At 60.7% G+C, this 14,287-nt stretch carries 12 protein-coding genes; 3 read left to right on the top strand and 9 right to left on the bottom strand.

The window, feature by feature from the left end; all coding sequences use genetic code 11:
- Positions 1–10 precede the first annotated feature (10 nt).
- The 6 genes from KBI52_RS30240 to KBI52_RS30215 are packed head-to-tail and all read right to left on the bottom strand — an operon-like array spanning position 11 to position 6,396.
- The gene (locus tag KBI52_RS30240) at positions 11–883 is read right to left on the bottom strand and encodes an alpha/beta hydrolase (protein ID WP_210812647.1); all 873 of its coding nucleotides are present in this window, start codon (positions 881–883) and stop codon (positions 11–13) included.
- Positions 880–1,884, bottom strand: coding sequence for an ABC transporter ATP-binding protein (locus KBI52_RS30235; protein WP_210812646.1), 1,005 nt, complete (start codon positions 1,882–1,884; stop codon positions 880–882). Before KBI52_RS30235 ends, KBI52_RS30240 begins: the two co-directional genes overlap by 4 nt.
- On the bottom strand, positions 1,881–2,864 hold the full coding sequence (locus tag KBI52_RS30230) for an ABC transporter ATP-binding protein (protein WP_173945805.1): 984 nt from the start codon (positions 2,862–2,864) through the stop codon (positions 1,881–1,883). The genes KBI52_RS30235 and KBI52_RS30230 overlap by 4 nt, the downstream gene beginning before the upstream one ends.
- Positions 2,861–3,769, bottom strand: a complete 909-nt coding sequence (locus KBI52_RS30225; RefSeq protein ID WP_173945806.1) for an ABC transporter permease — start codon at positions 3,767–3,769, stop codon at positions 2,861–2,863. Before KBI52_RS30225 ends, KBI52_RS30230 begins: the two co-directional genes overlap by 4 nt.
- Complete coding sequence (locus KBI52_RS30220; protein WP_173945807.1) at positions 3,766–4,743, bottom strand: ABC transporter permease; 978 nt, start codon at positions 4,741–4,743, stop codon at positions 3,766–3,768. The genes KBI52_RS30225 and KBI52_RS30220 overlap by 4 nt, the downstream gene beginning before the upstream one ends.
- A 42-nt stretch (positions 4,744–4,785) precedes the next feature.
- Positions 4,786–6,396: an ABC transporter substrate-binding protein gene (locus tag KBI52_RS30215; RefSeq protein WP_210812645.1), complete on the bottom strand. Its 1,611-nt coding sequence runs from the start codon at positions 6,394–6,396 to the stop codon at positions 4,786–4,788.
- Positions 6,397–6,497: 101 nt separating this feature from the next.
- On the opposite strand from KBI52_RS30215, the gene KBI52_RS30210 reads away from it, so the two are divergent.
- Complete coding sequence (locus KBI52_RS30210; RefSeq protein ID WP_210812644.1) at positions 6,498–7,370, top strand: MurR/RpiR family transcriptional regulator; 873 nt, start codon at positions 6,498–6,500, stop codon at positions 7,368–7,370.
- Between the two features lie 783 nt (positions 7,371–8,153).
- Here KBI52_RS30210 and KBI52_RS30205 read toward each other — a convergent pair.
- From KBI52_RS30205 to KBI52_RS30195, 3 genes are all read right to left on the bottom strand, one after another.
- Positions 8,154–8,462 carry a hypothetical protein gene (locus KBI52_RS30205; RefSeq protein ID WP_173945810.1) on the bottom strand — a complete coding sequence of 103 codons (309 nt, stop codon included), beginning with the start codon at positions 8,460–8,462 and terminating at the stop codon, positions 8,154–8,156.
- Positions 8,463–8,541: 79 nt separating this feature from the next.
- On the bottom strand, positions 8,542–8,742 hold the full coding sequence (locus KBI52_RS30200; RefSeq protein WP_173945811.1) for a hypothetical protein: 201 nt from the start codon (positions 8,740–8,742) through the stop codon (positions 8,542–8,544).
- A 1,168-nt stretch (positions 8,743–9,910) separates the two neighbouring features.
- Entirely contained in the window at positions 9,911–10,792 is an 882-nt protein-coding gene (locus KBI52_RS30195; RefSeq protein WP_210812643.1) for a calcium-binding protein, read from the bottom strand.
- A 1,004-nt stretch (positions 10,793–11,796) separates the two neighbouring features.
- Here KBI52_RS30195 and KBI52_RS30190 point away from each other — a divergent pair.
- Positions 11,797–12,285 (top strand): hypothetical protein, encoded by a 489-nt coding sequence (locus tag KBI52_RS30190; protein ID WP_173945812.1) that lies wholly within the window; start codon positions 11,797–11,799, stop codon positions 12,283–12,285.
- Between the two features lie 135 nt (positions 12,286–12,420).
- Positions 12,421–13,347: a hypothetical protein gene (locus tag KBI52_RS30185; protein ID WP_210812642.1), complete on the top strand. Its 927-nt coding sequence runs from the start codon at positions 12,421–12,423 to the stop codon at positions 13,345–13,347.
- Positions 13,348–14,287: the final 940 nt, after the last annotated feature.

Below are 14,287 nucleotides of genomic sequence, written 5' to 3'. Positions count from 1 at the left end.
CGACGTTGCTTTACAAGGCGCCCACTTCAGCCGTGATCAGCTCTTCAGCCGGTGGAATACGCCCTTCGAACCAGTAAGCGGCGGCCGCGCGGGACATGGCGGCACCGTCATGGCCCACGCCTTCGACGCGGATCAGCTTCCAACGGAAGGGAAGTCCGAGGCGTTCGGCTTCGCGGCGGGCGAAATCGTAGACGAATTGCGCACGCCCGTAGCGATGTGGCCCCTGCCTAAGGGCCTCCGCCTGCGCCGGCAGGTTCGGATCGTCGGTGCTGATGTCCTGATCGCCCGCGAAGATGTGCATCGGATAAGCGAACCAGCGCGCTATACTGGTTTCATCGAAGCCGAGGCCGCCGAGTCCTTCAGGGAAGCTGCGCTCCAGGGTTGGCAATGTGTACCAGCCCGGATTGCCCGCGATGACGGCCTCGAAGGAGCCATGATCCTGCGTTGCAAGCATCCGGTGCGCGAACTGTCCTCCGGCTGAGTGACCGAAGAGCCACGCCTTCGCGCGACGCGTCACGCCACCTTCCTGCAGGGCGGCCAGGACGCGGGCCGGAATGCCATAGAGCCACTTCTCGACAGGACCCACGCTTCCGCCGTCCTGGATCACCAAGCCGTTGTTGTACGATTCCGGTCCTGGGAAGGACGCGTCGGAGAAGGTGGGTGCGGCAATCAGGACGCGATGCTTCTCCGCGGCTGGAATCCAGAAATCCCGATACTCGTCGCCGTTGCGAAGCATGCCATGCTGGACGATGACGACCGGATCGTCGGGACCGTGGCCGGCCGGGCGATAGAAGTTGACCTCGATCAGCCTGTCAGGGTGATGAGAATCGACGAAGGGAAGCGAGCTGCGGCCGATTTCAGGGCTAAGAGTCGTTGTCGTCATGTGTTGTCCAAATTGTGGAGATGGCAGGCTGCGCTACGTCCGGGGGCGATCTCTTTCAGAGCCGGGCGAACGTCACGGCATATTGCCATCGCGTGCTCGCAGCGAGGGTGGAACGGGCACCCGCCGGGCGGCGCCAGAGGGGAGGGCAGCTCGCCTTTGAGTGGTTGGAAAACGCGCTTGCGCTGCGCCGTGGAGGGGCTCGCCGCAATGAGCGCCGCGCTGTAGGGATGGGCCGGTTCAGCGAAGATGGCTGAGGCCGGCCCGATCTCGACGATGCGCCCGAGATACATGACCGCAACGCGGTCGCTGATATGCCGGACGACTCCGAGATCGTGGCTGACGAACAGATAAGTCAGGCCATGCTTCTCGCGAATGTCCATGAACAGGTTGATGACCTGGGCCTGGATCGAAACGTCCAGCGCAGAAACCGGTTCGTCGCAGACCAGGAACCCAGGCTTCACTGCGAGCGCGCGGGCAATGCCGATACGCTGGCGCTGTCCGCCGGAGAACTGATGCGGATAACGGTTGCGATAAGCGGCATCGAGGCCGACTTCGGTCAAAGCCTTGTCGACGGCGGCGTCGATATCGCTCTTCGGCAAAAGGCCGTGAACCCGCAAGGCCTCTCCGACGATGGTGCGCACCTGCATTCGCGGATTGAGCGATGCATAGGGGTCCTGAAACACCATCTGGACCTTGAGCAGATAATCCAGCCGGTCCTTGCCGCGCAGTTCGGCGACGCGCCGTCCTTCGTAAATGATGTCTCCGGCGGTGGGTTTTGTGATCCCGGTCGCGGCCCGCGCCAGCGTGGACTTCCCGCAGCCGGATTCGCCGACGAGGCCAAGCACCTCGCCCCGCTTGACGCTGAGATCGACACCATCGACCGCTTTCAGCAAGGGAGGTGGCGGGACGCTTCCGGTTGCAGCCAGGATGCGCTGGGCGATGGTCGCCTTGCCGCGAAAGTACTTCCTGAGGCCGCGCAGCTCGAAGAAGGGCTCGGTCATGGGGCAACGCCTTCGGGCACGGGATTGTGGCAGCGATAGCTCTGCCCGTTGCTCATGACCCGCGACGGAGGATCGATCTGCGCGCAGACGGGCATGGCGCGCTCGCATCGCGGCCGGAACGGGCATCCGCTCGGGCGCGCGTCGATGCTGGGCGCAGCGCCGTTGATCTGCCTCAGGCGCTCGCCGGGGGCGACCATCGCGGCCGAGGAGCCGAGTAGGCCAAGCGTGTAGGGGTGGCGGGGGCGATCAAGAACGTCGTCAACGGTTCCCGTCTCGACGATCCGCCCGGCATACATGACGGCAACCCGGTCGGCGAGCTCGGCGACGACGGCAAGATCGTGCGTGATCCACAGGATCGCCGTGCCGGTCTCCTGGCTGAGCTTCTGAACTTCGAACAGGATCTGGCTCTGAATCGTGACATCCAGCGCCGTCGTCGGCTCATCGGCGATGATCAGGTCGGGCCTGTTCAGAAGGGCGGTGGCAATCGCCACGCGCTGGCGCATGCCGCCGGAGAACTCGTGCGGATACTGTTTCAATCGCGTCTCGGGAGAGGAAATGCCTACCCGGGACAAGGTCCGGGACGCCTCTTCCAAGGCCTCGTGCGTGCCGCAGGGGCGGTGCTCCTGGATCGCCTCGCACATCTGCTCGCCGATGGTGAGGACCGGGTTAAGGGTCATCAGCGGATCCTGAAAGATCATCGCGATGCGGTCGCCCCGCAGACCGCGCAGGCGTTCTTCGGACGCCTGGCGTAAATCCTCTCCCTTGAACAGGATGTCGCCGGAAACAATCTCGCCAGGAGCGTCGATCAATTGGACCAGGGAGAACCCGGTCACCGACTTCCCGGAGCCGGACTCGCCCACGAGCCCCACGATCTCGCCGGGCTGCACCACGAGATCGACGCCGTCGACGGCCGGCCATGCACCGGCGAGATCGTGGAAGACGGTTCTCAGTCCACGCACTTCGAGCAACGGGGAGGTCATTGGCCCCTCACATTGAAGCTGCGGCGCAGGCGCTCGCCCACGAGGTTGAGGGACATGATCAAGAGCACGAGAGCGATGCCCGGGAAGGCTGCGATCCAGTATTCTCCGGAGAGCAGGAACTCGAACCCGTTGGCGATCAGAAGGCCGAGGGACGGCTGCGTCACCGGAACGCCGACTCCCAGAAAGGACAGGGTGGCTTCCAGCGTGATCGCGCCCGCGATGCTGATCGTCGAGACGACCAGGACGGCGCTGATGGAGTTCGGCAGGAGATGGGCCAGCATGATGTGGCGGGTAGGCAGGCCGAAATTGACCGCGGCTTCAATGTATTCCTTGCGCCGCTCGACGAGGGCCGCCGCGCGCATGAGGCGGGCATATTGCGCCCATTGCACCAGAATGATGGCGATGATCACCTTGTCGACGCCGCGCCCGATCGAGGCGAGGAGCACGAGGGCGATCAGGATCGACGGGAAGCCGAGCATGAAGTCGACGACGCGCATGATCGCCGCATCGATGGCTCCGCCGAACTGTGCCGCGACAAGGCCCGCGAGAATGCCGATGGCGAGCGCGCCTGCGGTGGATGTGAGGCCGACCAGAAGGCTGGTCCGCAGACCGTAGAGAATGGCGCTGAGCATGTCGCGGCCCTGCGCGTCGGTGCCGAGCCAGTAGGTGATGCCGGTCATCCCCCGCGCTCCGGGCTCAAGGCGGTTGTCCATCACGCTCAGCGACGCGAGGTCGTGCGGGTTCTGCGGCGCGATGAAGGGAGCCAGCAGCGCGAGCAGCAGGAGGATTCCCAAGAGGACGACCGCGCCCCGCGTCGTCGGGCGGCTCTTGATCCGGCGCAGGACCTTGTGGCGCAGCGCCGTATCGGCCTCGGCCGTCACGGCCGCCGTCTTCGAAGCGGTCATGCCATTTCTCCCGTCAGCTTCACGCGGGGATCGAGTGCCGCGTAGAGAATGTCGACGAGGAAGTTCACGGCGACGAAGAGGAACGTTGCGAGCATCACATAGGCGACGACTACGGGGCGGTCGAGCTGGTAGATGCTGTCGATGAGGAGCTTGCCCATGCCCGGCCAGGCGAACACGGTCTCGGTGATGGTCGAGAAGGCCACGAGGCTGCCGAATTCCATGCCGGCCACCGTCACGACGGGAATGAGGATGTTACGCAGCACATGCCGCCCGACGATGCGCTTGCGGCGCACGCCCTTGGCGCGGGCATATTTCACGTAATCCTGCGTCATCGCTTCCGTGGTGCCCGCCGCCACGAGGCGGATCATCAGGGCCATGTTCGGAATGGCGAGGTTCAGGGCGGGCAGGGCAAGATGCTTCAGGCCATCGAGGGTCAGCAGGCTCGTCGGAATGCCGAACACGGAAACCGTCTCTCCGCGCCCCGCCGTCGGCAGCCAACCGAGGAAGACGCTGAAGAGCAGGATGAGCATCATGCCCTTCCAGAAGCTCGGAAGGGAGAAACCGAGGATCGTTCCAGCCATGATGGCGCGGCTCGGACGGCTCTCGGGATTGAGCCCGGCCAGGAGACCGAGCGGAATGCCGATGATTGCGGCAAGGCTCATGGCCAGGAGGACGAGCTCGAAGGTGGCCGGCAGCCGCGCCAGGATCAGATCGACCGCCGGAACGCCATGGACGAAGGAGAAGCCGAGATCGCCTTTCAGGGCCTTGCCCAGGAAGCCGAGATATTGCTGCCAGACCGGCAGATCGAGCCCGAGGCGCTGGATCATGACCATGCGTTCGGCGGCGCTGACCTGTGGCGGCACCAGGAGCTCGATCGGGTCTCCGATGCCATAGACGGCGAGGAAGACCACGATGGAAACCGCGAGCAGAACCAGGACGCTCTGGATTAGGCGTTGCAGGATGTAGGCCGTCATGGGAGGCGTTCCGATCTGCTCGCGGGTTCGTTCACGGCTTGCTTACTTCGCGGGCTTGACCTGCATGGCCATCGTGAATTGGTCCGCGCGGCCGATGTAGTTCAGGTTCGCCTTGTAGGCCCAGATGGTGCTCTCGAAGTGCAGCGGGATGAACGCGCCGCCTTCGATGGCCTTCGTTCCGGCCTGCTTGAGAAGCTCGGCCCGCTTGGCGTCATCGAGGGTGGTGATCGCCGTGCGGATCAGCTTGTCGAATTCCGGATCGGCATAGCCGCCGTAGTTCGAGCCGCCGATGGTCTTCGCTTCGTCCGGGGTCGCGGCCCACTGCTTCAGGAAGGACGAAGCCTCGCCGCTCGTGGAGCCCCAGCCGCCGAGAGCCACGCTGAATTCCTTCTTGGCGCGACGTGGGAAGTAGATGGCGCGGGCCATGGCGTCCACTTCGGAGCGGATGCCGACCTGCGTGAGATACTGGGCAACGGCCTGCGTGATCTGGCTGTCGTTGATGTAACGGTCGTTGGTAGTCGAGAGCGTGACCTGGAAGCCGTTCGGATAGCCGGCCTCCGCCAGGAGCTTCTTGGCCGCGGCCGGATCGTAGGCGAGCTTCGGCGGGTTCTCCAGCGCGCCGAACATGCCGTTGGGCAGGAACTGATAGGCCGGCTCGGCGGCCCCGTCCATGATGCGCTTGATGATGGCGTCGCGGTCGATTGCGAGCGACATCGCCTTGCGCACGCGCGCATCCTTGAGCGGGTTCTTGCCGTTCTCCGCCTTCACGAACGGGCTCGGCTCGCGCTCCACGTCGAGCTGGAAGTAGATGACGCGGGTCGAGGGCGTGATCACATGGCCGAAGCGCTTGTCGTCCTTGATGCGGGACACGTCGCGCGCAGCCGGGTTCTCGATCACGTCGTAGTCGCCGGCGAGCAGGCCCGCCAGGCGCGGACCGGCATTGGGGACCGGCACGAAGGTCACGCTGGCCCAAGGCTCCGCCGGGCCCCAGTACTTGTCGTTGCGCTCGAGCTCGACGCTCGTGCCCTTGGTGTAGCTCTTGAACTTGTAGGGCCCCGTGCCGATGGCGAGCTTGCCGTCGTTGAAGTCGCCGACGACGGGCCATGCTCCGGTGACGCCGCAGTTCTTCGCGACATCGAAGGTCAGCTTGTCATGCGGAAGGATGGACGAGTTCAGGATGGCGAGGCCGGAAAGGAAGTTCGGCAGCAGCGGGTCCGGCGCCTTCGTGGTGATGACGATGGTGTGCGGATCCGGCGCCTCGACGGCCGTGAAGTTGCCCGTGATGTCGGCGAACGAACCTGCGATCGCCGTCTCGTTCTTCAGGGTACGGCAGAAGCTGAAGATCACGTCGTCAGCGGTGAAAGGCTGGCCGTTCGAGAACGTCACGCCTTGGCGGAGCTTGAAGGTCCAACGATTCTGGCCGTCGTTCTCCCACGACGTCGCGAGATTGGGCAGGACTTTCTGCTTCTCGTCCTGTTTGGTCAATCCGTCGAAGATATGAGCCGCCAGGGCATTGTTCGGTGTCAGATCATGGTAGTGTGGGTCGATCGCTGTCGGCTCGGAGCTGAGCGCGATCTTGAGGGATTGAGCCCATGCGGGAGCGCTGAGCAGGCAGGTGCTGGCGACGAAGGCAAATATGAGTGGACGGCGCATCGAGTATCTCTCCGGTTCCCTTGGCGACTGCTTTTGACAGATTTATTTTCTCAGATTAAAGATCATGAAAATATCCTGACGTCAATCAGTCTGGAGTGCCCGTGTCTCAAGTCCTGAAGCCGACGACGGATCTGGCTCACCGCATTGCCCTCGTGTATGCCGCGCTCAGTGACGCACATCGGCGCGCGGCGGACTTCGTGCTGCAGAACCCTCTCGAGACGGCGACGATGACGATCGAGGGTTTCGCGGAGCGCAGCGGCGCCTCCACGGCGACGGTGACACGCTTCGTCCGCTCTCTGGGTTACGCCGGCTACGGCGAGTTCCGGGCGGCGCTCTCCGAGGCGCTGCGACTGGCGATGGCTCCCGTCGACAGTTTCGCCGATGCCCACAGCACGAAAAGTTCCGCCTTCGCGACCTTCGTGACAGCTCTCAAGGATCAGGCCGCCAACCTGGACGAGACCCTCGCGGCCGTCGATGAGGAAACCTGCTCCCGGGCCATGGACGTTCTGTTGCGCGCCCGTCGTATCTTCATCGTCGGATCCGGGGCAAGCCACCATGTGGCGGCGCATCTGGATGAAGGATTGACGCTCTATCTCGATTCGAACGTAATCTTCGCATCGTCCCGCGGAGGCGCTGAAAAAGCGGTCCGGCACCTGATGAATGTGGGACCGGATGACCTCGTGCTGGCCATCTCGCTTCCGCGTTATTCACGGGGAACCGTCGATCTAGCGAAACTCGCCAAGAACCGTGGGGCGACGATCATGGCCCTGACGGACGGGCCGAGTTCGCCCCTTGTCCCCATCGCCGACATCACCCTCTTCGCTCCGGCGAGGAACCGGCTGCTGCCGAATTCGCCGACCGCTGCCTTCGCGCTTGCCGATGCCATCGTTGCTGCGGTGGCCCGGGAGCGACCCGATGCCGTCGAGGCCTTGAAAGAACTCAGTGAAAGTCTTCTCTGGACGTTCTATCAGTGACAATCTGGCGTGTAGCCGCTCAGATGCATCGTTCCATCATCGAGTGCCGCTCCTGTAATGCTCTCCGTCTGAACGTCGACTTCTCTGGGAACTCGCTGACGAATCCGGATAGACTTGAAGACCTGCGACAAAGGGCTGCTCCTGGCATTCCTGAGACGTAAGCGAATGCTCCGCTTCCACACTCGAGGGCCGACGTTCGTTGGGACCGATCCTCAGCGGCGATGCAGCACTCGACGCAGGAGGACATCGACGATGAGGCCCTGCACGCTAGGCGGCCGGTAGTGCCCCGGGTGGCGGTATCCATGCTCGTAGGGAGGATACCCGCCGTGATCCCGGTGGCGTCCGCCCTTGTATCCCTTCCACTTCTTGTACTTCCACGGCTTGCCATGGCCGTATCCCAAATTCTGGTTGCCGGCTCTGCCAGAGGAAGAAGATGAGCTTGGCGGTTTTCCTGAACATTCGAGATCCCATGTGCGGTCGTCGTGCTGACAGCCCTGGATGACCATGACGTCCGGCCGAGAGGCCATCGTCGCGCACATCCGGCATACTCTGCGTCGGTTTGTGAGAAGGGCGAGCGAGGAAGCTCGCCGTCAGGCCGATGTCATCGAATGGAATCTGTATGGGTATCTCCCAAGTTCGGAGCACGGCACACGCGCTCGTCAGGTGAGAGAGTCCGACATCGCAACCTCCTGGGAGATTGTCAGAGGGGCTCGGACCCCAATGACATTGATCTGGTGGCAGGATCGCTCTTTTGCAGGCCTGCCTTGCACGGCTCGGCCGCGGTCACTCCGCGCGTGACGCGTCGCGGATCAAAGTGTCCGCAATCGCTTGCCGCTCCTGGGTGAGGGAACCGGTCGCGACGGGCTGGCCCGCTCGCCTGTACCAGTAGGCTGCATTCGAGAGATCGCCTTCCTTCCGATGCAGATAGGCATGGACCCAGGCGCATTGACGGTCAGCCTCGTCCATCTGGACAAGGCCGTGAGCCCTTTCCCAATCTTCGCGGGCGTCCCACCAGAGGGCCTGCAATGCTCGGCTCCAGCCTTCAGGGGGACTGGAATAAGACAAGGACGCCTCGAACGTGTCGAAACTCATGATCCACCTTGCAACAGCATTCACGCAGGACACCGTGTATGTGTCAGCGATATAGTCCGATCCGCGTCGACGGAAAGCTTCAGGACCGCTTGTCGAGTTCCAAGGCCCTTACCGTGCGACAGGTCCCGTCCGGCGCATCGGGTGGATGACCGTCGCGGTAGTAATAGGTCGCATCGCCCGTCAGGATCCTCGCCAGTCCGTCGATTTCGGTTGCCACACGGTCGGACTGTTTGTACTCGGGGCACCCGATCGGGATATCGGCCAGCGATCTCGTGAGCAAGCGCCGGGTCCGGCGTAGGGATGCCAGCAGAGCCGGCCGGCAATCTCGGGGGACATCATGCGCCGGGACCATTTCGAACGACCATGCCGCATGTGAGCGGACCTCCGGAGCCGGGCGGCGCGTCAGCCGGACTGTCTTGGCGCGACCCTGGTGCGGCCGCGGACGTATCCGAACGAAAGCGCCGATGCCGGACGACCGATCCGCTGCTCCAGTATCTCCTGCTTGGTAAGGAGAGCCCTGATCGCCAGATTGGGACATCCCTACAAGCCTCGATCACCGCTATGACGTGAGCATTCGTTTCGTTCGGGTCGGATACGGTGTGGGTCTGGCCAGTCATCGTCACCTTCATCAAGAAGAGCGAGGTTATTGGTTCCAAGGCTGGGATACTATGGAAATGTTCTTGATTTGTTCGCTAGTTGTGGAATCCGGAACGCTTGCCAGACGGCATAACCATATCCGAGCATCTGGCGTTCATGTGTCTCTCGAGTGGATTGGATTTGCCAACTGTTGAAAGTCTGGAAATGGCACTGGGCCGACCTTGGCCGTATTTCCGCAATAGAACGGCATTGGAATTTTCGTAAAATCTCGCGCAAGAACTCAGATTGAACCATTCCAGCCTTTCGCGATTGAACTATCCTATCGAAAATTTTCCTGCCACTCGGCTTAATACTGTGTATTTGGTTTCCGCGATTTGTCTGGTTCTCACGCGGTTTCATTTCTATTGGACAAGTTGCTTCTCTAGCAGATTTGGATTTGACCAAGAGATTGCGTTTCAGAAGTCCAGAATTCGGCAGTAGACGCCCGCTCCGACGCTTTTGGATTAGTAGAACCGTAGCCAAGCAACTGTGAAAGACATTCTGCAACCTGGCCATGCCTTTTTGGACTGACGTTTAGGCCGTGTTTTCCTATTCCTCTAGGACCCGCGATCAAGCTCTAACTTGAGTGACCTTTTGAGAGCGCGAGTACGCACCGAGGCCCAGACCGCCCTGAAGATGTCCAGCAGGAGCAGGACGTCGTTTAGCGCCGGAAGGACGTCGACCGGAAGAGCATCGATCATGTATGGGATGGGACGTGAATGGTTCAAGGCTCATCAGATGACCGCTGCGAATAGGGGCGGCTCAACCGCCGCCCTTTGAATTTCCCGCCATCACGTAATTGGGTCTGAGCTTTAGACCAATAGGAAGTTGTCGCTCGTCAATGCCAAGCCGCTGCTGAGCTGTGCAAACTTCACCTGGTTTGATGAACCGCTACCGTCTCGATCATAATAGAGTGCGCCGGTCGTCGAGTCATAGATAACTCGATCATCAGCATCTTGCGCTCTTGCCCCGACTTGGAAGGCTTCGGCAGATAACGTGCCGGTTGGTCCTGCACGGTTGAAGATCCTGTCCTCCAGACGGATCGTATCTTCGGCTACATTGAAGTCGACAATCCGATCAACGTTCGATGGAGACAATGCATCGCCGAAGTGGAATGCGTCGCTTCCCGGTCCACCGACAAGCCTATCGTCTCCAGCATCGCCGTTTAGGACGTCATTTCCGGCTTGGCCGTAGAGCAGGTCGTTTCCGAGATCTCCGTCGACGAGATCACGTCCGGTTCCGCCTAGAACACGGTCGTCGCCATCTCCACCAGCGACAAAGTCATTGCCGGAATCGCCACGGACAACATAATTGCCTGCCTCTCCAACGAAGAAATCGTCGCCTGCCCCGCCAGCGATCGAATCATCCCCTGGATTTCCCGCCGCATAGTCGTCGCCGCGGCCACCGAAGATGGTGTCATTTCCCGCTTCGCCTATAAGCTGGTCGTTTGCGTCATCACCGTAAATGCGATCATTATCGCGACCACCGGCGATATAGTCGAGCTGGCTTCCCCCCCCTCTGATTACATCATTGCCATCTTGTCCGTCGATACGATCAAACCCACCGTCTCCGTAGATGGTATCATTACCGAGCAACCCGAGTAGTATGTCGTCTCCATCAAATCCAATGATCCGATCCGATAAGATTGTGCCTATGAGGTCGTTGGGACGGGCTTTCCCGAGAATGTCAGCCATTGATCATGCTTTCAGTGTTTTGAATAACTCACGGCGCTCGTCGATAGGAATGCTCACCTTATGACGAGCTACCACATGGGAAATACTCAATGTTTCGTTTGCACCTGCGAAATCTACAAACAACTCGTTGGTACACAACTTCAAGAGAGCCAACCAACAACGATGGAGCCGAAGTTGCTCCAGCTTGGCTAGATGTCGCTGAGCAGGTCATGGAGACGATGGGCAATTGCAGAAAGAACGTAGGCCAATGCGGTAGACCCACCTCTATCCATTATTTCCACATTCACTAATCAACTTCGCGCGCCGAGATTCGATTTCCCAACCGGTCAGGAGCGATATGGCTCAGATAACTCCACAAGAGCCCGCTGAGAGGCTGTGTGAAACATTTCATATGTATATCGACTTAGTTGAAGGCGACAGTGCAAGTCCTTCCTGGCAACTGACAGATAAGGCCTTTGCCAGGATTGCTTCCGTCATTCGTTAATCCGAGAACGACGCATTGGAGAGCTGCAGAAGTATGTGAGGCAGTGCATCTTGGGACCCGAACCCGCTATAGCGTACTTCTTGGCCCGGATTTGTCTGGTGACGAGAAGCCTGTTGTCACGAGAGCTTGCCACGACATAAGTGCGCTGAAGCACAAGGGCGAGAGTTGATCCTGTCTGGCTGGTTGCAGGATATCCAGAACGGCAGCGCTAAGCGGTTGAAAGACCGCTCAGCAACTAAGAACCGGCCTGAACGTTGTTTTCCTGAGCGTAGCCATCTCGGCTGGGGACTCGTTACGAACCAAGCAGCTTGGCCTTAGGCTGGGTTGGGGACGTTCTTCCTGATGTCAGGAGGAAGGAGCCATGGTGCGAGTTTTCCCGTTAGCTGTCGCTTGTGTTCTTGCCTTCTCTGCTGGCGCGGAGGGCGCACCATCCCGGAAACGCAACCCTCCTCCCCAGGCCAAGTCAGAGCCTCGGCAAGCTGTGCAGGAACCGGATGAGTTCCGGTCCTGCGATGTGGCCGTGCGCGAGTTTGTCCAGGGGCGTAAAGAAGCTGCAGCGCTTCCCGTCACCGAGGTTAAGGCTGACAGCTTGCGGATGACGTTGAACTTCGTTCATCCCTACGGCGAAAGCGGAGACACGCCCCCCAATCTCGCCTTCACACGGGGTGAGTCCATTGAAGAGCGTCGCAAGGCGTTGAACGAGACTAAGCAACGAGCGCGGTTATTGGCCGAAGCGGCGAAAACCGGAAACGTCTGGTACGTCATCGCTGTGACGAAGGAGGGTAGTCCGGACGAGGCCCGTCGAAGTTCAACGAGCGCCCCAGCAGGCGAAAGCCAACAGCTTTCTGCCAACGCCGTGGTGATGGCAAGCATTGAGGGACGATGCATAACGGTCTCGCAGTATGAGTTCGTCCCTCTCAACAGCCTCAGCTCGAATTTGCAACAGGCTCTTGGCTTACGAGGGCAGGAAGCCTCGCCCAATGCCAGTTCCCCGCCGCCCCCGTCTTGATCGGTCGGCGCGAGATTTAAGCGTTCTAAGCTGCGGCTGCCGCCGCTTGGACATTGATCCATCGCGTGAAGGCCCTTGGCTCATCATCGAGCCAAGGGCCCATCTCGCCTCAAGCAGGTCAGCTTACACAGGACAGTGAAGCGACTGAACAAGGGATGTTTTCATCCCCATGGGTTTTCAACCCCTACCGCCGCGTCCACCGCCGTTGCCGCCATTCCCGTTTCCACCCGCGTTGCCCCCTTTGTCGCCCGCATCGCTGCGGCCCTGCGTTCCACCGCCGAAGTCACCACCGTTCGGGCTCTCGCCAGCCCCGCCGACGCTCCGGTCATTGCCGGGGTTGCCGGCTCCGCCAGCGTGGCCGCCGCCATGGCCGTTGGAGCCATTGCCGCCCGCGTCGCTCCGGCCTTGCGTGCCACCACCAAAGTCGCGGCCATTGGGGCTCTCGCCCGCATTGCCAACGCCTTTGTCGTTGCCCGGATTGCCCGGACCTCCAACGTTGCTGCTACCGCCGGCGGTAGAGCTACCAGAGCCTCTTGTGCTGCCGTTCCCACCGGTGCCGCTATTGCCGGCAACAGCGCCGCTGCTTCCAGTGGTGCTGCCAGTTCCGACGGCGCTGCCAGCCCCCACGCCTCCGACGGTGCCAGCCGCGCCACTGGTTCCAACGCCAGCACCTGCGCCTGTACTGCCGATCCCACTGACAGAGCCACTGACACCAGTGTTGCTGACTGCGCCTCCGTTGCTCACTGGACCAGCGGCTCCACGTACGCCAACATTACCGGGCGCACCGACGCTGCTTGCTCCGCTGGCTGCAATGCCGGTCCCGGCTGTGCTCTGAGTGCCAATATTCCCGAGGGTTCCGTTCGGGCCTGCATTGCGGCCCCCACCGGCTGTTCCGATGCTGCCCACCGCGCCATTCACTCTAGGGGAACTGATGGAGCCGGTGCTCAGATCATCAGGCTCATTCTGCCGGTCCATGCGCTGGCGGAGCGCTTGGGGGGCAATGGCGCAGCGGCAAACTTCATTACCCTGGACAATATGCAGACGGCAGTTGCGATACATTGAGGGGTTGGCAACCGCAGGCACGCATTGTTGGCCTGTTCTGATGATTTGGGCAGAAGCGGTAAAAGAGGAAGCCAAGAACAGGGCTACGCTGGACACAACAAGAGCGTACGAACGCTTCATAGTTCACCTACACTGATCTACGTTTAATATGGCACTGCGGAATTGCAGTGTTGTTGTTAGAAATACGTTCACACGTAGAATGCCGTTCCCTAATCCAAAGGAGAGTAACCCTTTATAGGTAGGATGCAAAACTGTGCAGGCAAAAATAATTGAGCGTACTTGTACACCAAGTAGAGACTTATGCTTGTGCTAATCATGGCGCGAAAAATTTAGCCGGTGACTGTAAACCAGTCATCGGGGCTTGTTCGATGGATTTTGCTAAGTTGACGGGTGAACACCGTCACAGTGTAAATCGCTTCGGCGGCGAAAGTGTTCCACTTGGGATTTGGGACAACTCCCGTCTCTGTCTCTCTTCGCGCCGATGCTCGAAACGCATGAGAGTAAGGGAGCAAATGAAAGAGCCGCTTTAGCCAGGAGATTTCGATTCAGAAATCAAGAATATGGAGATAGTCACCCCAATCTCTCTCGCCCTCTACTTGGCAATCTGCGCCCGCAGAGCCCGGCTCGGGTGCTCAGGCTGAGCGGGGTCTCCTTGCCCCTTGGCGTCGGGGTTTTCTCTGGAAAACTCGGTTTTGGGCCTGCTCCTACACTGTTCTAGGGTTCAGCCGTAGGACACCAATTTCGTCGTCGAGTCGCCTCATTGCGTTGCGGGCGTACTCACGGAAGCGCTCCTGACAGATAGCAGGCCCGTTGTCCCAATGGTCCTAATGGTCCTTGTGTTCCGCTCGATGGAGTGCTTGGCCCCCGAGTTCGACTTTGTAATCCATCTCCAGCATCTCCGTTGAGCGCTGTTCAGACCCACATGCGACCGGTCGTAAGG

It is taken from the genome of Microvirga sp. HBU67558 (genome assembly GCF_018069605.1).
Classification (GTDB): domain Bacteria; phylum Pseudomonadota; class Alphaproteobacteria; order Rhizobiales; family Beijerinckiaceae; genus Microvirga; species Microvirga terrae.
Note: the sequence above shows the minus strand (reverse complement) of the source record. Positions and strands in the feature narration are given on the sequence as shown.